23 protein-coding genes are annotated in these 19,991 nt (G+C 36.5%); 18 read left to right on the top strand and 5 right to left on the bottom strand.

The genetic code is table 11. The features are described from left to right. Window positions 1-6: 6 nt before the first annotated feature. The 13 genes from V8G61_RS03190 to V8G61_RS03250 all read left to right on the top strand — a co-directional run bounded on the left by V8G61_RS03190 (window position 7) and on the right by V8G61_RS03250 (window position 12,209). Complete coding sequence (locus V8G61_RS03190) at window positions 7-906, top strand: mechanosensitive ion channel family protein (RefSeq protein WP_394873983.1); 900 nt, start codon at window positions 7-9, stop codon at window positions 904-906. A gap of 127 nt (window positions 907-1,033) precedes the next feature. Continuing rightward, window positions 1,034-2,344 (top strand): TolC family protein, encoded by a 1,311-nt coding sequence (locus V8G61_RS03195; RefSeq protein ID WP_394873984.1) that lies wholly within the window; start codon window positions 1,034-1,036, stop codon window positions 2,342-2,344. An 8-nt stretch (window positions 2,345-2,352) separates the two neighbouring features. Beyond that, entirely contained in the window at window positions 2,353-3,423 is a 1,071-nt protein-coding gene (locus V8G61_RS03200; RefSeq protein ID WP_394873985.1) for an efflux RND transporter periplasmic adaptor subunit, read from the top strand. 54 nt (window positions 3,424-3,477) lie between these two features. Continuing rightward, window positions 3,478-6,672, top strand: coding sequence for an efflux RND transporter permease subunit (locus V8G61_RS03205; protein ID WP_394873986.1), 3,195 nt, complete (start codon window positions 3,478-3,480; stop codon window positions 6,670-6,672). A 16-nt stretch (window positions 6,673-6,688) separates the two neighbouring features. After that, window positions 6,689-6,994 carry a hypothetical protein gene (locus V8G61_RS03210; RefSeq protein ID WP_394873987.1) on the top strand — a complete coding sequence of 102 codons (306 nt, stop codon included), beginning with the start codon at window positions 6,689-6,691 and terminating at the stop codon, window positions 6,992-6,994. A gap of 10 nt (window positions 6,995-7,004) precedes the next feature. Further along, window positions 7,005-7,193 (top strand): DUF2892 domain-containing protein, encoded by a 189-nt coding sequence (locus V8G61_RS03215; protein WP_394873988.1) that lies wholly within the window; start codon window positions 7,005-7,007, stop codon window positions 7,191-7,193. A 93-nt stretch (window positions 7,194-7,286) separates the two neighbouring features. Next, window positions 7,287-7,877 (top strand): CDP-alcohol phosphatidyltransferase family protein, encoded by a 591-nt coding sequence (locus V8G61_RS03220; protein ID WP_394873989.1) that lies wholly within the window; start codon window positions 7,287-7,289, stop codon window positions 7,875-7,877. Continuing rightward, complete coding sequence (locus V8G61_RS03225; protein WP_394873990.1) at window positions 7,877-8,506, top strand: hypothetical protein; 630 nt, start codon at window positions 7,877-7,879, stop codon at window positions 8,504-8,506. The genes V8G61_RS03220 and V8G61_RS03225 overlap by 1 nt, the downstream gene beginning before the upstream one ends. A 12-nt stretch (window positions 8,507-8,518) precedes the next feature. Continuing rightward, the gene (locus tag V8G61_RS03230; protein WP_394873991.1) at window positions 8,519-9,736 is read left to right on the top strand and encodes a metallophosphoesterase; all 1,218 of its coding nucleotides are present in this window, start codon (window positions 8,519-8,521) and stop codon (window positions 9,734-9,736) included. A gap of 101 nt (window positions 9,737-9,837) precedes the next feature. Further along, on the top strand, window positions 9,838-10,293 hold the full coding sequence (locus tag V8G61_RS03235) for a pyridoxamine 5'-phosphate oxidase family protein (protein ID WP_394873992.1): 456 nt from the start codon (window positions 9,838-9,840) through the stop codon (window positions 10,291-10,293). 30 nt (window positions 10,294-10,323) lie between these two features. Then, window positions 10,324-10,821, top strand: coding sequence for a pyridoxamine 5'-phosphate oxidase family protein (locus V8G61_RS03240; protein ID WP_394873993.1), 498 nt, complete (start codon window positions 10,324-10,326; stop codon window positions 10,819-10,821). A 115-nt stretch (window positions 10,822-10,936) separates the two neighbouring features. Continuing rightward, window positions 10,937-11,434: a nicotinate-nucleotide adenylyltransferase gene (locus tag V8G61_RS03245; RefSeq protein ID WP_394873994.1), complete on the top strand. Its 498-nt coding sequence runs from the start codon at window positions 10,937-10,939 to the stop codon at window positions 11,432-11,434. Between the two features lie 106 nt (window positions 11,435-11,540). After that, on the top strand, window positions 11,541-12,209 hold the full coding sequence (locus V8G61_RS03250; RefSeq protein ID WP_394873995.1) for a BON domain-containing protein: 669 nt from the start codon (window positions 11,541-11,543) through the stop codon (window positions 12,207-12,209). Between the two features lie 61 nt (window positions 12,210-12,270). On the opposite strand, the gene V8G61_RS03255 is transcribed toward V8G61_RS03250, so the two are convergent. Genes V8G61_RS03255 through V8G61_RS03265 form a run of 3 tightly spaced genes read right to left on the bottom strand, consistent with a single transcriptional unit; the run spans window position 12,271 to window position 14,821 of the window. Next, on the bottom strand, window positions 12,271-13,257 hold the full coding sequence (locus V8G61_RS03255) for an MlaD family protein (protein WP_394873996.1): 987 nt from the start codon (window positions 13,255-13,257) through the stop codon (window positions 12,271-12,273). Window positions 13,258-13,268: 11 nt separating this feature from the next. Further along, window positions 13,269-14,048 (bottom strand): ABC transporter ATP-binding protein, encoded by a 780-nt coding sequence (locus V8G61_RS03260; RefSeq protein WP_394873997.1) that lies wholly within the window; start codon window positions 14,046-14,048, stop codon window positions 13,269-13,271. 2 nt (window positions 14,049-14,050) lie between these two features. Then, entirely contained in the window at window positions 14,051-14,821 is a 771-nt protein-coding gene (locus tag V8G61_RS03265; protein ID WP_394873998.1) for an MlaE family ABC transporter permease, read from the bottom strand. Window positions 14,822-15,040: 219 nt separating this feature from the next. Between V8G61_RS03265 and V8G61_RS03270 the strand changes: the two genes are divergently transcribed. Further along, the gene (locus V8G61_RS03270) at window positions 15,041-15,643 is read left to right on the top strand and encodes a hypothetical protein (RefSeq protein WP_394873999.1); all 603 of its coding nucleotides are present in this window, start codon (window positions 15,041-15,043) and stop codon (window positions 15,641-15,643) included. 80 nt (window positions 15,644-15,723) lie between these two features. On the opposite strand, the gene V8G61_RS03275 is transcribed toward V8G61_RS03270, so the two are convergent. After that, complete coding sequence (locus V8G61_RS03275) at window positions 15,724-17,427, bottom strand: ABC1 kinase family protein (protein ID WP_394874000.1); 1,704 nt, start codon at window positions 17,425-17,427, stop codon at window positions 15,724-15,726. 5 nt (window positions 17,428-17,432) lie between these two features. After that, window positions 17,433-17,801 (bottom strand): hypothetical protein, encoded by a 369-nt coding sequence (locus V8G61_RS03280; protein ID WP_394874001.1) that lies wholly within the window; start codon window positions 17,799-17,801, stop codon window positions 17,433-17,435. A 212-nt stretch (window positions 17,802-18,013) separates the two neighbouring features. Between V8G61_RS03280 and V8G61_RS03285 the strand changes: the two genes are divergently transcribed. The 4 genes from V8G61_RS03285 to V8G61_RS03300 all read left to right on the top strand — a co-directional run bounded on the left by V8G61_RS03285 (window position 18,014) and on the right by V8G61_RS03300 (window position 19,990). Beyond that, a complete protein-coding gene (locus tag V8G61_RS03285; protein WP_394874002.1) occupies window positions 18,014-18,421 on the top strand; it encodes an HPP family protein in 408 nt (135 codons plus the stop codon). 83 nt (window positions 18,422-18,504) lie between these two features. Then, a complete protein-coding gene (locus tag V8G61_RS03290; RefSeq protein WP_394874003.1) occupies window positions 18,505-18,768 on the top strand; it encodes a heavy metal transporter in 264 nt (87 codons plus the stop codon). Window positions 18,769-18,813: 45 nt separating this feature from the next. Then, window positions 18,814-18,990 (top strand): hypothetical protein, encoded by a 177-nt coding sequence (locus tag V8G61_RS03295; RefSeq protein WP_394874004.1) that lies wholly within the window; start codon window positions 18,814-18,816, stop codon window positions 18,988-18,990. 55 nt (window positions 18,991-19,045) lie between these two features. After that, the gene (locus V8G61_RS03300; RefSeq protein WP_394874005.1) at window positions 19,046-19,990 is read left to right on the top strand and encodes a L,D-transpeptidase; all 945 of its coding nucleotides are present in this window, start codon (window positions 19,046-19,048) and stop codon (window positions 19,988-19,990) included. Window position 19,991 lies beyond the last annotated feature (1 nt).

Genomic DNA, 19,991 nt, shown 5'->3' on the forward strand with positions numbered 1-19,991 from the left:
TGGCTCATGGAATACATTAGCGAATGGATAAAAGAAAACCCCACGCTTTCTGGTGTGGTGAAATTCATATTGCTTATTGTTTTTGTACTCATCATCATTCAGCTTATCCGGAGGTTTTTACGCAAACAGGTCAGCGATTCCACGGCGCGTTATAAGTCTCAAAAAGGCATTGAAATTGTGGGTTATATAATTCTCATTTTACTGTCGTTTTCATATTTTACCGGAACTATAAAAGACTTAACCCTGGCGATAGGCCTCTTCACTGCCGGAATCGCCTTTACTCTACAGGAGCTCATATTAAGTATTGCAGGATCATTGTACATTTTTATTGTTAAGGTATATAAGCCGGGCGATCGGATTGAAATTAATAATATTAAAGGCGATGTGATCGATGTAGACAGTATTTACACTACGATGATGGAAATAGGGCAATGGGTAAGTAGTGATAATTACACGGGGCGCATAGTTAAACTAAGTAATGCCTTTGTTTTTAAAGGTCCTATTTATAATTACTCACAAGATTTTCCTTTCATATGGGATGAATTTAATTTACCCATCAAATATGGGTCAGATATCGCTTTAGCGAAAGAGATCCTAATCAAAATTTCTTCACAAACACTTTCACAATTTACTTCTAACTCAAAAATGCAATGGCGCGATGTAGTCAATAAGTATTACATCGAGGATGCCATGCTCGACCCTACCATTGCTGTTACTTTAACAGATAATTGGATTCAGTTCAATCTGCGGTATATCGTGGATTATAAAAAAAGACGATCGACAAAAAACATCTTGCAAAGTGAAGTTTATAAGGAGGTTCTAAAAACCAAAGGGAAAGTTAAACTCGCCTCTACAACATTGGAGCTCATGAAACTGCCTGAAATAGAGGTAAAAATAAATTCGTAAACCACAGTTACATTTTTTTACGCGCCAAGGTCCAAAACGATGATCAGGTGGCTAAATCCTAAAGTAATAATAGTTACAAAGCAGAAGAATTAGTCTATTTACTTTTGCGCCATAATAAATTAAATCTATGAATAATAATATCTATATAACGTTAGTCAGTTTTTTATTACTAAACCTCACTATGCCGGCGCAGGAGGTGGTTGCTATTTCAAAAGCTGAGGTATTGTCAAAAGTATCTGAAAACAATACGAGCATTAAGATTTCAGAAGAAGAATTCAAACAAGCTCGTGCTGATTACCGACAAACCAATGCAGTATTCTTACCAAATATTACGGTAAGTCACACGGCGATCGCTACTACAAATCCATTAATGGCATTTGGATCAAAATTAAATCAGGAAATTCTGATACAAAGTGATTTTAATCCGGCTATGTTGAACGATCCTTCTCAGATCGAGAATTTTACCACGATGCTAGAAATTCAGCAGCCATTACTCAATTTGGATGGCGTTTATCAACGTAAAGCTGCCAGATCTAAAATGGAGGCCATGGCCTTGAAAACAGAGCGTACTCAGGATCATTTGGCCTTTGAAGTTAATAAGGCTTATATGCAATTGCAGTTAGCGTATAGAGCGGTTGATGTTTGGCAGCAAGCATTGAAAACGGCTCGGGAAAACAAAAAAATGGTTGAAAACAGGTTTAAACAGGGTTATTTGCAACGCGCTGACGTCCTTAACATGGAGGTTCGTTTAACCGAAGTTGAAAACCAGCTCCAGGCTGCTAAAAGTCAGGCTCAAAACGCTTCAAATTATATGTCTTTTTTAATGGACGACGACAGTTTTGTGATATATAAACCTTCAGATGATTTAGTTCTGGCAGGAAGTACAACATATTTTAATGCTGTTCCGGAGAGCCGGGCTGATATTAGAGCCATGGCCATGGCCTCAGAGGCTTATGAAGCGATGAATAAAGCGGATAAGATGGGTTTTTTACCAACCTTGAATGCCTTCGGGAATTACCAATTGTATGACGATCAAATATTTCAGGGTGATGCCAATGGGTATCTCTTCGGAGCTACTTTAAGTTGGGATATTTTTAATGGGTCTAAACGCTTTGGAAAAGTCCAAAAAAGTAAGGCTGAATATGAGAAATCCAGGTTGGAATACCAACAATATCTTTCAAAAAGTAATTTAGAATTGAATAAAGCGAAACGAAGTTTTTCAGATGCAGAGAATAAGTTGAGATTAACGGCTTTGGCCATGCAGCAATCTGAGGAATCACTTCGTATCAGAAGAAATCGATTTGAAGAAGGTTTGGAAAAAACATCGGATTTACTGCAAGCTGAAACACAATATGCGCAGAAGCAATTAGCATATTATCAAACCATTTTTGAATATAATTACGCGCAATCATATTTACAATTTTTAACCAAAGAATAATTATTAAGATGAAAAAAATATATGTAACTCTAGCTTTGTCAGTAGCTCTTTTATTAGGGAGTTGTGGTAACAAAAACAACGAAACTTCAAATGATGAAGCTGCAATTGCTGTAGAAGTAAATCAGACTACGGAAAACCAAACCAATGCTTTGTTAAGTGTTAGTGGTAAAATACAATCCTCAAACAGTGCGGATCTCAGCACACGAATGATGGGCTATATCAATAAGGTCTATGTTAATGTGGGTGATCAAGTGAAAAAAGGTCAGATGCTGGTATCTGTGAATAGTGTTGATCTGATGGCACAAAAGGCTCAGGTTGATGCTGCTATAGTTCAGGCTACCGTTGCGTTTAATAATGCGGAAAAGGATTATAAGCGTTTCAAAAATTTGTTCGCTGATAATAGCGCATCACAAAAAGAAATGGATGATATCTCGGCGAACTATGAAATTGCAAAAGCTCAGTTAGAGGCAGCCAAACAAAAGAAAAATGAAGTTAACGCCCAACTGGCCTATACGAATATTACCGCTCCATTTTCAGGAACTATTACCACTAAATATATAGAAGTTGGAGATATGGCCAATCCTGGTATGCCATTAATCAGTATAGAGGTTCAGGACGATTATGAAGTTATGGCTATGGTTCCCGAATCAGAGATCTCACAAGTTGAAAAAGGAACGCCCGTGGATGTATTGGTAAAATCAATCAATAGAACTGTAAAAGGTAAAGTGCAGGAAGTTAGTACTTCAGCAAAAAATACGGGTGGACAATTCTTGGTAAAAATTGCCTTAGAAAAAACGGATGCCCCAATTTTATCGGGAATGTTCACAACGGTACAATTCCCGATAACTCAAAAATCAGATACTCAAATGGTTTTAGTACCTGTTGATGCCATTATTCACGATGGTCAATTATCAGGGATCTATACCGTAAGCCAGTCGAATACAGCTATTTTACGCTGGTTGCGATTGGGCAGAATCTTTGGTGATCAGGTGGAAGTTCTGTCTGGGCTTAAAGCAGATGAAATCTATATTGTTTCGGCAGATGGGAAGATCTATAATGGTGCGAAAATTAAATATTAACTAAAAATCAACCTAAAAAGTGTATTCTCAAAAGGATATGAAGGGTCTAGAGATATGAAAGAAGGAATAGCAGGAAAAGTTGCCAAGGTCTTTATACAGTCCAAGCTTACGGTATTATTAATGATCGTATTCATGGTGATTGGCGTGTACAGTTCGTTTTTAATTCCGCGTGAAGAAGAACCACAAATTGATGTCCCTATCGCTGATATTTTAGTAGGGTATCCCGGTGCCAATCCTACGGAAGTTGAGTCGCGAGTAGTAAAACCTCTCGAGCAACTTATTTCGAATATTAAGGGTGTTGAATATGTATATTCAACATCGTCAGACCAACAGGGTATGGTGATCGTGCAATTTTATGTTGGAGAAGATATTGAACGTTCGTTAGTAAAGCTTTATAATGAGATCAATAAACATATGGATGAGATGCCTAATGGAGTCACTGCTCCTTTAGTTAAAACACGCGCCATTGACGACGTGCCCATGCTAGGCTTGACCTTGTGGAGCAAGCATTACAACGATTACGAATTAGGAAAATTAGCCGACGAATTAGAGGCTGAGGTTAAAAAGGTCAAAGATGTTGCGGTAACCCATAAAATAGGAGGAAGAGATCGTCAGATCCGAGTGGTTTTGGATAAAGATAATTTAGCGGCGAGTGGTTTGGATTTCCTAACCGTTTCTCAAATGATAAAAGCCAATAACAGCCAGTTGAATTCCGGTAGTTTTGATAATAACGATACCGAATTTTTAGTGAATACAGGTAAATTTTTAACCTCAGCTACCGATGTTGAAAATCTGGTAGTTGGCGTGCAGCAAAATCAGCCTATTTACTTAAAACAAGTGGCTAATATCATTGACGGTCCGGAGGTCCCACTGCAATATGTTAGTTTTGGATTCGGAAAAGGCAGTGAAAAATCTACAGAATACAGATCGGAATACCCTGCGGTAACCATTTCGCTAGCAAAACGCAAAGGCTCGGATGCCATGCAGATCGCGGATATGGTGATTGAAAAGGTTGCACATTTACGGCAAACCTTGATTCCAAACGATGTTCATGTAGAGATTACCCGTAATTATGGAGAAACAGCGTCTCATAAAGTGTCCGAACTATTGTGGCATCTTATTGGTTCTATTTTCGCTGTAACTATTGTGGTCATGCTAGCTATGGGATGGCGAGGAGGCTTAGTGGTATTTTTATCCGTTCCGATAACTTTTGCCTTAACACTTCTTAGTTATTACATGCTCGATTACACGCTGAATCGCATTACGTTATTCGCTTTAGTATTCGTAACCGGTATTGTGGTTGATGACTCCATCATTATAGCTGAGAACATGCACAGGCATTTTAAGATGAAACATTTGCCGTTCAAACAGGCGGCTTTGTATGCTATCAATGAGGTGGGTAACCCTACCATTCTAGCAACTTTTACTGTTATTGCTTCTGTTTTACCTATGGCCTTTGTGTCAGGTTTAATGGGGCCCTATATGGCACCGATGCCTATAGGAGCCTCTATTGCGATGATCTTGTCCTTATTCGTAGCCTTGACCATCACACCTTATTTAGGATTTATATTCCTTAGAGAAAAAGATAAAAAACAGAAGGAGGAACAACCCAAAAAGAACCTTGAAGAAACTCTAATTTATAGAATATATAACAAATTTGAGAATCCATTATTGGAAAGTAAACCAAAGCGATGGTTGTTTTTAGGAGGCACTTTCTTGATATTATTGTTAACAATGCTCATGTTTTTTACCAAATCGGTGGCTGTGAAAATGTTGCCCTTTGATAATAAAAATGAATTTCAAGTGGTCATAGACATGCCGGAGGGTACAACGTTGGAAAGAACAGGTGTTGTAGCCAAAGAAATCTCTCAGTATTTAGCCACGAGACCAGAGGTCGTTAATTACCAGAATTATGTTGGAACTTCGGCACCTATTACCTTCAATGGTTTGGTACGACACTACGATTTTCGCGGAGGTAGTAACATGGCCGATATTCAGGTGAATTTATTGGATAAGGAAGAACGAAGTGATCAAAGTCATGATATCGCAAAACGTTTGCGACCTGAAATTCAAAAGATCGCCAAGAAATATAATGCGAATGTTAAATTGGTTGAGGTGCCACCGGGACCCCCGGTGTTATCCACCATTGTTGGTGAAGTTTATGGTCCCGATTACCTAGAACAAATTAAAATTGCCGATAGTATTCAAAGTATTCTAAGACACACTGAAGATGTGGTTGATGTTGATTGGATGGTTGAGGCAAATCAAACGGAATACAAGTTCGAGATTAATAAAGAGAAAGCCATGATTTACGGTGTGGCACCACAACAAATTTCTGCCACGATGCATATGGCTTTATCGAATGGAGCGATCACAAATCTGTATGATGAACATGCTATTAACCAAGTGGGTATTGTTTTAGCTTTGGATGAAAAAGAGAAATCTACAATTAACGACATTTCGCAATTAAAAGTGAAATCGACACAAGGTCATCTGATACCCATAGCCGATCTGGTAGACATCAAAAAAACGACGGCTCCAAAGAGTATTTATCACAAAAATCAAAAGCGCGTGGTTTATGTGCTTGCCGATATGGCTGGTGAATTGGAAAGCCCTGCGTATGCCATTTTGGGTATGGGTGATAAATTAAAAGAGATCAGCTTGCCGAAAGGGTATAAAATGAACGAAATGTATTTAGGGCAACCTGATTACGAGGATAACTATACCGTAAAATGGGATGGCGAATGGCAAATAACATTGGAAGTATTCCGCGATCTTGGAATCGCCTTCTTGGGTGCTATCATCTTAATTTACATCCTTATTGTAGGTTGGTTTCAGAATTTTAAGGCCCCCATTGTAATGATGGTGGCCATCCCTTTATCACTTATAGGGATTATTCTGGGACACTGGATTATGGGAGCATTCTTTACGGCGACCTCCTTTATAGGAATGATCGCTTTGGCGGGGATTATGGTTCGGAATTCGGTATTGCTTATCGACTTTATAAACCTAAGAACTGCGGAAGGTTTGCCTCTAAAACAAGCGGTAATCGAGGCGGGAGCAGTGCGAACTACCCCCATTTTATTGACAGCGGGAACGGTAGTTATTGGGGCATTTGTGATTTTGTTTGATCCGATATTCCAAGGATTGGCCATATCCCTTATGGGAGGAACTATTGTTTCTACGGTGTTAACATTGCTGGTGGTGCCCTTGGTGTATTACATGATAGAGAAAAAGAATTTTAAATAATTTAACAACAAGATCCATGAAACTAATAATCGTAACAGTTGTGGAGGAATATCATAAGGATATTTTACAACTATTTAAAGCGGCCAAGATCAATAATTTTAGCGAGTCAGATATCGATGGTTATAAGAATTCTCCGGAACTTCTGGTAACCGAAAGCTGGTTTCCAATGCGCAAAGGCGCAACAGATTCCAGAATGTTCTTTTCGTTTACGGAAGACGATAAGATTGAGGAAGCATTCACACTAATTAAAGAATTCAATAAGAACATAGTAACACTTAATCCAATCAGAGCCATAGTGGTTCCGATTGAAAAATACATTTAAAGAAACACTTATGAAAAACAGAATTGTAAGAGGTATTGCAGGGACTTTTATTTTAGTGAGTTTATTATTAGCTATTTACGTCAACATAAATTGGCTATGGTTTACAGCCTTTGTGGGTGTTAATTTGCTACAATCATCATTAACAAAATGGTGTTTAATGGATACCATTTTAGAAAAAGTATTTAATGTAAAATCTTAGAGTTTTTTATTGATAATCAGTGGGGTTAACTGACTTTTCTCATTTTTAATACGAGGCGGACATTGTATTTTTATGTAAATATGAAAATACAACATGCTCACATTCAGGAACTATAATATTGCAGACTGGTTTTCATTTTACAGAATAGCCGCTGCACCTTTGTTATTGATTTTAATGGGACTTGATAACCGGTCACTTTTTACTTGGCTTTTGTTAATTAGCTATTTAACCGATGCTGTAGATGGATATTTAGCTAGAAAATTAAAAATAACAAGTCCTAGAGGTTCCCAACTTGATTCGTTTGGTGATCAGGTTACTTTAATTATCGGGCTTCTGGGGCTTTTTTATTTCGAGACGAAATTTATTAAGATCAACTGGGTTTTAATTCTTATTGCCTTCGTTCCTTACATTATTCAAATGGTATTGGCCTACTTGAGATACGGTAAAGCTACAGCGTTTCACACCTATATGGCCAAGCTTTCAGCCATTCTTCAGAGTATTTTCATTCTATGGTCCTTGTTTTTTAGTCCTGAATACGTGTTGTTCTACACCATGATAGTGATTGGTATTATTGAAACCGCTGAAGAAATTACTCTGATTTTTATGTATAAGAACTGGGCCTCGGATGTGAAGGGTATTTACTGGGCATTACGGGATAAACGACGCTTAAAAAAAGTAAACTAATGGGTAAATTAAAAGTTATATTGAAACGAATATTTTTCCCGATAACCTTGCTGACTATCATAACGGTTGCTAGTGTTTATATCGCGGGGAATGCTTTGTATATCTGGATAACCCATGGAGGAGAAAGCGCTATTTACCCTGCCATTACCATTCCTATAATGGTATTTTTTATTTGTCTTTATGTCTTCGACAGATGGCTGATTAAAAGAGTTGCCTATGTTAAAATCATGGTCGGTGAAGGCCTCATAATTGTGGGTGTTTTGTTTCTTTTTGTTTTTCAGAACAAGACTATTGATGTGCGTTTCGAAACCAATGAGGATTATGTTGTTGTTATTTTTGATGCTCAGGAAAATTCCCTGTCGCGCTTTAGTGATAAAGGTGTTTTTGGAAAGGAACTTATCCATAAATCCAATGTGCTTCATTTGGATGCAACCATGGGTGATCGTAAGGATTTAAGAATACTGGGGCCTGAAAACTGGAGTGGTTTTGTTCAAAATCAGGGAGTATTTAAATCTGGGAGTGATTCCGTGCCTTACCTCATCATTATGAAACATCATTTGGATACTAGGAGTTGGAAGCCCAATCAAGTCTTCATTGACAGCCTGATCGCCAAGGAACGAATTCGATAAACGAGAACCATCATGAGAAGCTATTCATTTTTTACTGTCGTTTTATTATGTATAGCAATACTAGGGGTTGATATTTTATCCTTTTATTGGTTACAAGATATCACCCAATTAATTGAGTCCATTTGGCTTAAACGTGCTATTAATATTCTATTTTGGTGTTTCACAATCGGCCTTATTACGGCTATAATGGTTCTTAAAATAACTTTAGATGATATAAATCCACAACGTAAACATCTTTTGGTATCCTCTCTGTACGGACTCACTATTTCATCATTCATTCCAAAGATCATATTCGTTATTACCATTTCCATTCTATATTTTGGTAATGTCATCTTTTCAGAAAAGCAGTCTCTGGTTATCATTCCTTTAGTAGGTTTATTTTCAGGAGTTTTGCCTTTTGGTGTTATTACATATAGCATTTTTCGTGCTGTTTATAATTTTAAGATCCATACCCATAAAATTTATTTTAAGCATTTACCTAAAGCCTTTCATGGCTTGAAGATCGTTCACATTTCCGATATTCATTTAGGGGGATTTAATAAGCGTTACAAGGTTTTAGAAAAGGCGGTTAACCTCATAAACCACCAGCATCCGGACATTATTTTTTTTACAGGTGATCTGGTGAATAACTACGCCTGGGAACTCGTAGGCTGGGAGTCTGTTTTTAAAAAACTGGAAGCTAAAATAGGAAAGTATGCTGTTCTTGGAAATCATGATTATGGTGATTATTCAGATTGGGATTCAGCGGAACAAAAACGCGATAATCTTAATGAGATCGTAGCATTTTATAATACTGTGGGATTTGAATTATTACTGAACACCTCAGATATCATTCAACGGCAACATGAAAAAATAGCCATTATCGGCGTGGAGAATTGGGGCAAACCACCTTTTAAACAATATGGGGATTTACAGGCTGGGATGCAAGATGTAAGCAATATTCCATTTAAGATCTTACTAACTCATGATCCTTCACATTGGAGTGATGAGGTCATCACCAAAACAGATATCGCTTTAACACTTTCAGGGCATACGCATGGCATGCAGGTTGGCTTTAATTACAAGGATAAGACCTGGAGTCCGATTAAATATAAGTACCAACATTGGGCCGGATTATATCATAATGAACAACAATATCTGTACGTGAATCGAGGCCTGGGTTGGATAGGGTTTCCGGGTAGATTAGGAATGCGACCTGAGATTACCGTTCTAAAGTTATATGTGAACTGATTTATATCATTGAAAAACTAATGGTTATGAAATATCTTGTTTTCATATTTCCGAGGTTATGCGATACACTAAATACATATATAATTTAAAAATTCATGGTCATGATCAAAACACTTGAGACTACCGATTGCAAGCGCATCCTAAGAAATAACTACATAGGATTCCTGGCCTATATTTACAATAATAGGCCTTATGTAGTACCTATTACCTATTATTATGATCCTCTGGAAAATATCATTCTAGGCTATTCAGGGAATGGCCATAAAACGAAAGCCTTGCGGAATAATACCGCCGTATCCATGGAGGTAGCTGAGATTGATTCTGTGAGCGATTGGGAATCTGTTTTGGCTCATGGAACGTACAAAGAGTTTGATGGCAGTGCCGCTAAGATAAATCTGCACAAATTTTCAGAAGGGGTTAAAAAGGTCATCGCCATTCGAGAAAACAGACATGTGGATCATATAAGTGAATTTTCCAGTAAAATATTTAAAGAGGGGTTGCCGGTAGTCTTTCAAATAGAAGTTGAAGAACTTACCGGAAAAGAACGCCATTACTAATGGTAATTAAAAGCCTTAAATGAAATAGCCATGATAACCGATTTAAAAAAAGACGCCTGTTTTGAAATTCTTTCAAACAATTATATCGGGCATTTAGCCTATGTTTATAATAATACACCTTACGTAATCCCAATCACTTATTTTTATGATAAAGCCTATATCAGGGTCATTTGTTACACCGGTGAAGGTCATAAAACTACAGCCCTTAGAGCCAATGGATCAGTAGCTTTAGAGGTTGCAGAGATCGAATCAATAGATCATTACAGAACCGTATTAGTTCATGGAACTTTTGAAGAACTTGAGGGTCTAGATGCTAAATACCAACTTCATAAATTTACTTTGGGCGTTAAAGATTTAATTTCAGAAAATGACCATAAAAAAGTTAATTTTATCCCCGAATTTTCAGGAAAAACCCATCCTGAGGCCCAACCCATTGTATATCATATTAAGATCCAGGAAATCACAGGTATGGAAAAACTCCCGCTGAGCGAGTACCTGTCTAGTCACGTGGAAAACGAAACGAACTAATTGTCTCAAAATTAGTAATCTGGTTGTTTTTATCTTGTAATAACTGATGATAATCATTTTACAGGTGAGCGGATATAGATAGCTTTAGACGTATTAATCCGTAAAGATTCAAGTGATGAAAAAATTAATTCTTGGTTTATTGATTTTGGGATTTACCACCCCTTTGTTCGCTCAGGATCCAACCCAACTTCCTGAAGTTGTAATCGTACACAATTATAAATATTTGGACGCTTCTAATAATTCAGAATTAGCTATTCCAGTTCAAAATATGCAATTCAAAGTGAGCGATTTCAATGTTAAGACTTTGGATATTTATACTGAGGAGAATGATTATTATGAGGTTTATTTTATTATTCCTGAAGGAAAAGTTTTAGCAACTTACGACAACAAAAGTAATCTGTTAAAAACTGCTGAACGTTATAAAGATATCAAGTTGCCTGTAAAAGTTAGACAGGCTATTGCTAAGCGATTTCCTCAATGGGCGATTTCAAAAAATATTTACCTGGTTCACTACTATGAACCCAGTGATATTCGAAAAGTGTATAAAATTACCCTTGACAATGAGAACCAACGCATTCGCGTGAAGCTGGATGAAAATGGAAATTTTATTTAAAAAAATTAGTCTAAAAATTTCAGTGTAACTGATTGATATCATTTCATGAAGGTAAACAGTGGAGTATTTTTAGACTAATTGTTTAATCTATTCAAAATTAAAGAAAATGAAAACTGATGTTCAAATTAAAGAAGATGTGCTTGATGAATTAGAATGGCAACCAAGCATTGACGAGACTGAAATTGGTGTCATTGTAAAAGATGGCATTGTTACCCTTACAGGTGTTGTGGATTCCTATGCGAAGAAAATGGCTGCAGAACGGGCTGTGAAAGGCGTATACGGGGTGAAAGCGGTTGCGGATGATATTGAAGTTAATTTTAAAATGGGTAGAGGTAAATCGGATACCGAAATTGCTCAATCTGCTGTGAATGCTTTAAAATGGAACACATCTGTTCCTGAAGATAAAGTACAGGTTAAAGTTGATAATTCATTTGTTTATTTAACCGGTGAATTAGAATGGGCGTATCAGAGAAACGCCGCTAAAAAAGCCGTTGAGAGCCTATATGGTGTAAAAGGAGTTATTAATAACATTTCTTTGAAACAAAAAGTAAAACCCATTGAGGTTAAAGATAGAATTACAAAGGCTTTTGAAAGATCTGCCGAACTTGAAGCTAAAAATATTCATGTAGATGTTAATGGAACTGTAGTTACCTTAACCGGAAAAGTATACTCTATAAGTGAAAAAGATGAAGCTCAAAGAGCTGCATTCTTTGCACCTGGTGTTACTAAAGTGGTTAACAATTTAAAAGTTGATTATTATCCTGAATATGCATAAGTGTTTTTGTGGAAAAACGGCTAAAATCTCGGTTGTTGGTTGGTTTTATTCTCCCGTGATTTTAGTCGTTTTTTTTGTTTATTCGTTTTTCTTCTCGCTCCATTTTTTTGAAATACCGTCGTGTTAAAAAATTATGCTTTAAGGCTTCCATGTTCTGATTGAACTTATCGGTGCCTTCATTAATGTTCTGTATGGATTGTTCTAAATTCTTTACAAATTCTTCGTTGTTGAAAAGATAATCTACAGCACCTTTACCATTTTTAAATTGCGTGATGGTTTCGTCCAGATTGGTGATCACTAATTTGATGTCTTGCGAAGCCAATTCTAAATTATCAAGAACCACACGTACTTTCTGACCTTCAATAGAGTCGTTTAATAATACTCCGGCAACACTTTCGTTAAAATTAATCTCATTAATGATCTCATTGAGCGATCTCATCGATTTATTGGCTTCAATACTCATAATCCTTAACTGGTTCACCGTTTGTTTCAAATTCGCGGCTACAACAGTATCGTTTATCAGCATGCCAAAGGTACCTTTGCTGTCGGCCATGGCATCAGCAATGTTCAGTAATTTGGCTGTTAATAAAGCGGCGTTTTCGTTTGTAACGTTCAGGGTGCTAAGCATTTCACCAGTGCCAATCTTTGTATAGGATTTTATGGTGTCACCTGAAGAAATGGGTCCGGCATCGCCTTTTCCAGGAACAATATTTACGATCATATTTCCCACCAAACCATCGGTGCCAATGGTAGCAATGGCATCCTTTTTAATGTGTGAGACCATTTTTTCTTCAATAACCATAACCACATTGATGGTGGAATCATTGATCATGACAATGTCCTTTACGGTGCCAATATTAATACCGGAATACCTTACGTTATTTCCACGCATCAGTCCGTTTACGTTATTGAAATTTGCGCTGATATCGAAGGTTTTCACAAACATATTTTGGCGATTCCCAATAAAGTATACAGCCACTATAAATAGTATTAAACTAATGATTACCAGGAGGCCTAATCCGAGTTTTTGTTGATGGGTTTTTCTCATGACTATTATTTTTATTTAAAGAATGCTCTTATTTTTTCATCCTTAGAAGCCTTTAAGACTTCAAAAGTGCCTTCAGCATAATTAATGTTATCCACCAATAAAATCATGCGCTCTGAAACCACGCGGGCACAATCCACATCATGGGTTATAATAAGTGATGAGGTTTTATATTGCTTTTGTACGCGTCGCATGAGCTCTATAATTTCTTTAGCTGTAATCGGATCCAATCCGCTTGTAGGTTCGTCGTAAAGAATTATTTTCGGTTTAAGAATTAATGCTCGCGCTAAAGCTACACGACGTTGCATTCCGCCCGAAAGTTCGGAGGGCATTAAATCAATGGCCTTTACCAACCCAACACTATCAAGAGCTTCAACAACCAGTGGCGTTGGGTCTGTGATGTTTCCAAACTTATGTTGATGACGGCGCAATGGAAATTCCAGATTCTCTCTTACGGTCATGGAATCATACAAGGCGCTACCCTGAAATAAAAACCCGATCTCTGTGCGGAGCTCATCCATATCCATGCGGTTCAGAGTCGAGATGTCTTTCCCCATAACCTTTATACTCCCGGAATCCGGTTGCATGAGTCCTACCAAACACTTGATCATAACCGTTTTACCCGAACCCGATTTTCCCATGATAACAAGGTTTTCGCCTTCATAGAGTTTTAAATTGAAACCTTTAAGAACCTCATTATTCCCAAAGGATTTTTTTAGATCGGTAATTTCAAGAACTACTTTTTTTGACGTTTTCTCTGGTTTTAAATTTGATATGTTAGGTGCGGTTTCCATAATTAAATTTCAAAAAACAAATCGGTCACGAATACAGCAATAAAATCGATTATAAACAACAACATCGACGAGAATACCACAGCAGAATTAGCTGCAGAACCCACGCCAACGGTGCCTTTACTACAATAATATCCCTTGAAAGTGCCTACTAGACCAATGGCAAAACCAAAAAAGAAGGTTTTGATAGTGGCAGGAATAATATCGCCAAATTCCAATGCATTAAAAACCTTATTAAAATAGAGTTGAAAGGATACATCGCCCTTTAAATGTTCAATAAGGTAAGAGCCATAAAGGGCAATGGTATCGCCCAAAATAACTAATAACGGAAGCATTAAGGTGGTAGCTAAAATGCGGGTAACCACCAAAAATTTAAAGGGATTGGTTCCTGATACTTCCATGGCGTCAATTTGCTCTGTAACCCGCATAGAGCCTAATTCTGCACCAATACCGGATGCAATTCTGCCGGCAAAGGTAAGCGCAATAATTACCGGTCCTATTTCCCTGATAATTGAAATACTTACCATGGAAGGCATCCATGATTCTGCGCCAAACTCCTCTAACGTCGGTCGGGTTTGAAGTGTAATTACTAAACCAATAATAAAGGCTGTGACGCCAACGAGCAGTAAGGAACGATTTCCTATATAAAAGCATTGCTTTAAAAACTCATTAAATTCGAAAGGTTTTTTAAACAATTCTTTAAAAAATCGGCGACTGAAAAAGGTAAGTTCTCCAATTTCTATGAAAAAGGTTTCTATGTGAAGGATTTTCAACAAAATAAAAGTATTTATAGTACTTAAAGTTAGGATAAGGACTTTAGATATTAAATGATAAAAATCATGTGAGAAGTGCAGTTTCCATTCAGAAATACTCGTTAAGATCAGTATTTTATAGGATTCAATTTTAATGGAAATATGTTATCCAAAACTGATGGTCATCATTGTTATAATTAGTATTTGTTAAGACCTTTAAACATACCATAAAAACAAAGAGTCATGAAAAATAAGGAAATTCATTTTGTAGATAACGTGATCAAGGCGTTAAAAAAATCGGCTACTGAATTGGAGGAATTCCAGATTCAGGCGGCTTTGGGTAAAGCTGAGGCGAAAGAAAACTATGAGGAGGTTAAAAAGAAATTTAATCAATTTATTCACGATAGTGAGTTTAAAGTAAAAGGGCTAAGAGAAAACATTGATGAATTGCATACCAAGTTTGATGAATTACGTGTTCAGTTGGCCCTTGGGAAAGCAGAGACCAAAGATGTATTCAAAAAACAAAAAAAGCAGTTGCTCTCCACCTTGCACGATATTGAGGTTAAAATTAAAACCAACGATACCTTGCAGCGTATGTATGCCATTACCCTTATTGAAATGGAGCAATTCAAAATTCAGTTGGAAATGTTAGAACAAAAGTTTAATAAAAAGGACAAAACAGAGGCAAAAAATACTTTTGAAAAAGGAAAAAAGGACTTCAATTCCTTCATAAATAAATTAAGAGGGAAATATATTGAAGAAAAAGAAGAAAGCCGGTTTGAGCATTTCCAAAGTGAAATTTCTGAGGCTTTTGATCATTTTAAAAAGGCCTTCTCTAAGTCCTGAGTTAGTTTTTCTTTTAACACGAAAAGCACCATGTTCTGTGGTGCTTTTCACTTTTTTGATTTGTGACTCAAAAATAGAACTCAGTAGTCGTAATCACCTTTTCTTAAGTTGGAAACCATAGAAAGACCAAGAATTATGGCTAAAATAAAACTAGACATTCCCAACACCGAAACCCCTTTCCAAAGTGGTGTGATTTCAAAAATTATAAATAAAGAAGCACCAATTATAAAGGCAATCATAACAAAAGCTTTTATTAATTGTTTGGTAATCCGCTGTAGCGTATGGACCATAGGATCGATGCCTTTGTGAGTGAGGTCAACCTGTATTTGTCCGGAATTTATTTTTCGGATGGCATTTTTAAAATCAAAAGGAAACTCATCCATATAATCTGCGAGTTCAACTATTGAATTAATCACTTTTGCGCCTATTTTTATTGGATTATATTTTTTAGTGGCACTTTTGTTCAAATAAGGTTTTACGATTTCGAATTGCTCAAGATCGGGATCCAATTTTTCAATAACGCCTTCAATGGTTACCAGGGAGCGGGCAAAAAGAAAGAAGTAGGTGGGAACTTTAAGACCATGAGCAATAATTATGTCTTTGAGTTCAAGCAAAACAGTACTCATTTCATTTTCATGGATTTCCCTAACATAATATTTTTCCACGAATTCGTAAATATCAAATTCTAATGCGCGTCGGTCGACTATGGGTGCATTGTTCGAAAGTTGCTGTAATACCCGAATAATCTTTTTAACGTTTTTAGTTTTAATGGCGATAAATAGATTACTAAAAATATTGATGTCGCGCGGCAACATACTGCCCATCATTCCAAAATCAAGGTAACAAATATGGTTATTGGGAAGTACAAGTAAATTTCCCGGATGGGGATCGGCATGAAAAAAACCATATTCAAAGATTTGTTTAAAAAAGCTTATGGCCAGACGCCGTGCGATAACTTTGGTGTTAACATGATCTTCTTTAAGTTTTTCCAAGCGATCTATTTTGGTGCCGGATACAAATTCGAGAGCCAATACTTTTTGGGTTGTAAATTTACGATACACTTTAGGGGCTTCTGCGAATTGTTCTTGAGAATGATCCTTTTTCAGATTGTTATAAAAACGCTGTACGTTTATAGATTCATGAATAAAATCTAACTCCTTTAAAATGGAAGCTTCAAAGTTTTTAACTAACCCCACAGGGTCAAAACTTTTTAATGATGGAATTCTGTGTTCTAAAATATGTGCAATACGGTACATGACCTTAATGTCCTCAATAATGACATCGTAAATTCCAGCCCGTTGTACTTTAAGAGCGATGCGATCTCCGGAGTGTAAGGTAACTTTATGTACCTGAGCCATTGAGGCAGAGGCAAACGGGGTGGGTTCAAACCACGCAAATAGGGCCTCTACTTTATCTTTCAATTCACTTTCTACAACATCCTTAGCCTCATTTTCGGTCATGGGTGGAACATTGTCCTGAAGTTTTTCCAGTTCGAGTGTTAACTCTAGCGGTACCAAATCGGGGCGATTGCTCAATATCTGACCGAATTTCACAAAAGTGGGGCCTAGCTCTTCACAAACCAGACGCATTTTAGCCCATTTGGTATATTGGGAAACACGTAATTTATACGATTTAGGAATCACTTTTTGGAAATATCTATAACGTTTACTTTCTTCGAGATATCGCACCAGATCTTCAAAACCATACTTCATCAGGACTCTCAGAATTTGGTTATATCTGGAAATCGATTTAAACCGTTTTTTGATGTCCAATATGAGTCCCATAGGAATTATACTTGTAATCTATTAAGCCGGGCTTCTAATAAGGCTGTGGTGCGCTCAAGCTTTTCAATTCTTTCATTTAAAGCCTTGATTTCGTCTAAATGCGTGACTTTTATTTTTTTATAAAATTTGATGACTAATTCTTCAATTTTTTCATCAAGTTCATCTTTGAGCTCGCGTGTTTTTAAAGCCACTTTGTCTAAAAACTCAAGTTCATTACCATTCTCATCCAATGGGTTGTCGGACATGATCTTATTGATATTATCCTTACTTTTTTCAGAATATTCCTGAAGTTTTTCTAAAAGCTTCGTGTCCCTAGCTAAAACATAAATACTTGAGCTTAAAGTAAGGTATTCGAGAAGAGTTTTGGTTTTCATTGATTTCAGTTTTACTATTAGATCGATCTCAAAAACCTATTCATTCTTTCGATGAATAGTAAATGAACAAGGCATAGCTGTTTATTACTGCTACTTGACTAATAAATGTATTAACAATTAGCCGTATTTAACATGATTTAAATCATGTTGCAAACGTGCCTAAAAGCTTAATTTTAAGGAGTAAAATAAGGTATAACCTAAAGTGGAATCCGATGAAGTCAAATTCGATAGTACAAGTGATGACATCAGATGTTATTTCTGTAACCCCGGAACAAAATATTTTGGATGTGAAACACATCTATGAGAATAAAAAATGGCATCATCATATTCCGGTTGTAGATCATGATAAATTAATAGGCATGGTGAGTTTGGTAGATTTTATGTATCACATTATGGGTGCCGGAATTAGTGATGATCATGAGGTGTACCAAAAGTTGAAAGTAAAAGATATCATGACTGCAAAGCCATTTTATCTTACCACCAAAGCCACTGTTGAAGATGTGGCCAAAGTTTTGGCTACACAATATTATCATGCTGTTCCCATTTTGGAAAATGATAAATTGGCAGGTATCGTTTCAACAGCCGATATTATTAATTACTTTCTCAATAAAACAGATTAATGGATTTTCGAAAGGGCTTACTGATTAAAATCATTTTAGAGCCTTGACGCTATGTGTACCTTTACATAGAATTCTATTTAATCATGAAAACCACACTTTACATACAAAATCTGAAGGGTTTAGATTCAGAAAAAGCCATTTTAAAAAGACTCTCAGGATTAAAGCATATCAAAAGTATAAGTTTCAAGCAGCAATTTGGAACTATGACTTTTGATTACACTTCTAAAGAGGATATTGATCGTGTAAAACACGTTTTGTCTGAGATAGGATTTCCGCCTTATGGCGAAAAAAATCTTTTACGTCGGAAAAAAATATCTCATTTGAAAAAATTAAATCATGTTAGATAGTTAAAGCCGTTAAAGGCTAAAAATATTTATTTAAAAAATGTCATCATGAAAAACGACAGAGATAAAAGTGATTGGGCTATTGGAGGTGGTCTTTTGGGAGGTTTAGGACTTGGCTTTTTCTTTTTGAAAGATTCGGCTCTAATGTTTGTGGGTTCTATAATTTTAGGATTGGGAATAGGACTTATATTGACGGCATTTATTCATCATTTTTCAAGAAAATAAAGAAACCAGGATACTTCTTGTATGAATTTTTATCCATAAATTGATGATGAATCTAATGAGAATACTATCATATTACATCAGCTTTGCTGTACTTTTATTGCTTTCCTCTGGTAAGCATAATAACTGCAATGAGCTGGCCTTTAAGCAACCTTTAGATCGTTCCTATAGTACACATGTGTTTGGCGCGGCATTTCACATGATAACACCCCGTAATATTTTAGTTGAAAATTACTTTCAATTTATGGATTCGGTGGTTGAAAAATATGATGATTTAACTCCGTATAAGTTATCGGAACACCTTATTGCTCATGCCAATTCTTGGATTCTTGACACGCTTCAAAACACGGATTATTACCTCATGAAAGCTCGGGATTCTTTTGTTTACGATCAGCGAAAAATGATTGTTTTACCCAAAGGGTCAACCATAATAATTCCGGATTCCGGGCATGCAAACACCCTTGTAACCGAACTTAAAAAATTTAGAATTGATATCAATATACCGGAGTATAAACTTCGCATATTTCAGGATGCTACGAAACTTTACGAATTCGATATTAGGGTAGGCCGTGATGAGAAGAAATTTTTAGCAATGTCCGGGCGCATAGAGGATTTAAGAACAAAAACAGGTGAGGGTAGGATTGTTCATTTTTTTAAAGATCCAGGATATTTTAATCCAGTTGATAATAAGCAATATTTTGTTACGAAGCGAGATGATGGGAAAACCACAAAACTTCCAAAAATTCCATTTTTAGAAACAGAAATCAATGGCCGTCGCTATGGGCAACTCATCCACCCTACAACCAACCCCAGTACTCTGGGTAAAGCTTATTCAAATGGATGTATTGGGACTCGGGAAGCTGATGCCTGGACTATTTATTACTATGCCCCAATTCAAACTAAAATAAACATTCGTTATGATTTAGAAGTTATAGATGACCAAGGCAAACAACATCACCTGGAAGATATTTATGGATATGGGAAATCGGGAATCGGAAAGTAGC

It is taken from the genome of Gaetbulibacter sp. M240 (genome assembly GCF_043876815.1).
Lineage (GTDB): Bacteria > Bacteroidota > Bacteroidia > Flavobacteriales > Flavobacteriaceae > Gaetbulibacter_A.

Coding starts and splice junctions, on each gene's coding strand:
- V8G61_RS03190 (WP_394873983.1), top strand. CDS start 7: ATGGAATACATTAGCGAATGGATAAAAGAAAACCCCACGCTTTCTGGT.
- V8G61_RS03195 (WP_394873984.1), top strand. CDS start 1,034: ATGAATAATAATATCTATATAACGTTAGTCAGTTTTTTATTACTAAAC.
- V8G61_RS03200 (WP_394873985.1), top strand. CDS start 2,353: ATGAAAAAAATATATGTAACTCTAGCTTTGTCAGTAGCTCTTTTATTA.
- V8G61_RS03205 (WP_394873986.1), top strand. CDS start 3,478: ATGAAAGAAGGAATAGCAGGAAAAGTTGCCAAGGTCTTTATACAGTCC.
- V8G61_RS03210 (WP_394873987.1), top strand. CDS start 6,689: ATGAAACTAATAATCGTAACAGTTGTGGAGGAATATCATAAGGATATT.
- V8G61_RS03215 (WP_394873988.1), top strand. CDS start 7,005: ATGAAAAACAGAATTGTAAGAGGTATTGCAGGGACTTTTATTTTAGTG.
- V8G61_RS03220 (WP_394873989.1), top strand. CDS start 7,287: ATGCTCACATTCAGGAACTATAATATTGCAGACTGGTTTTCATTTTAC.
- V8G61_RS03225 (WP_394873990.1), top strand. CDS start 7,877: ATGGGTAAATTAAAAGTTATATTGAAACGAATATTTTTCCCGATAACC.
- V8G61_RS03230 (WP_394873991.1), top strand. CDS start 8,519: ATGAGAAGCTATTCATTTTTTACTGTCGTTTTATTATGTATAGCAATA.
- V8G61_RS03235 (WP_394873992.1), top strand. CDS start 9,838: ATGATCAAAACACTTGAGACTACCGATTGCAAGCGCATCCTAAGAAAT.
- V8G61_RS03240 (WP_394873993.1), top strand. CDS start 10,324: ATGATAACCGATTTAAAAAAAGACGCCTGTTTTGAAATTCTTTCAAAC.
- V8G61_RS03245 (WP_394873994.1), top strand. CDS start 10,937: ATGAAAAAATTAATTCTTGGTTTATTGATTTTGGGATTTACCACCCCT.
- V8G61_RS03250 (WP_394873995.1), top strand. CDS start 11,541: ATGAAAACTGATGTTCAAATTAAAGAAGATGTGCTTGATGAATTAGAA.
- V8G61_RS03255 (WP_394873996.1), bottom strand. CDS start 13,257: ATGAGAAAAACCCATCAACAAAAACTCGGATTAGGCCTCCTGGTAATC.
- V8G61_RS03260 (WP_394873997.1), bottom strand. CDS start 14,048: ATGGAAACCGCACCTAACATATCAAATTTAAAACCAGAGAAAACGTCA.
- V8G61_RS03270 (WP_394873999.1), top strand. CDS start 15,041: ATGAAAAATAAGGAAATTCATTTTGTAGATAACGTGATCAAGGCGTTA.
- V8G61_RS03275 (WP_394874000.1), bottom strand. CDS start 17,427: ATGGGACTCATATTGGACATCAAAAAACGGTTTAAATCGATTTCCAGA.
- V8G61_RS03280 (WP_394874001.1), bottom strand. CDS start 17,801: ATGAAAACCAAAACTCTTCTCGAATACCTTACTTTAAGCTCAAGTATT.
- V8G61_RS03285 (WP_394874002.1), top strand. CDS start 18,014: ATGAAGTCAAATTCGATAGTACAAGTGATGACATCAGATGTTATTTCT.
- V8G61_RS03290 (WP_394874003.1), top strand. CDS start 18,505: ATGAAAACCACACTTTACATACAAAATCTGAAGGGTTTAGATTCAGAA.
- V8G61_RS03295 (WP_394874004.1), top strand. CDS start 18,814: ATGAAAAACGACAGAGATAAAAGTGATTGGGCTATTGGAGGTGGTCTT.
- V8G61_RS03300 (WP_394874005.1), top strand. CDS start 19,046: ATGAGAATACTATCATATTACATCAGCTTTGCTGTACTTTTATTGCTT.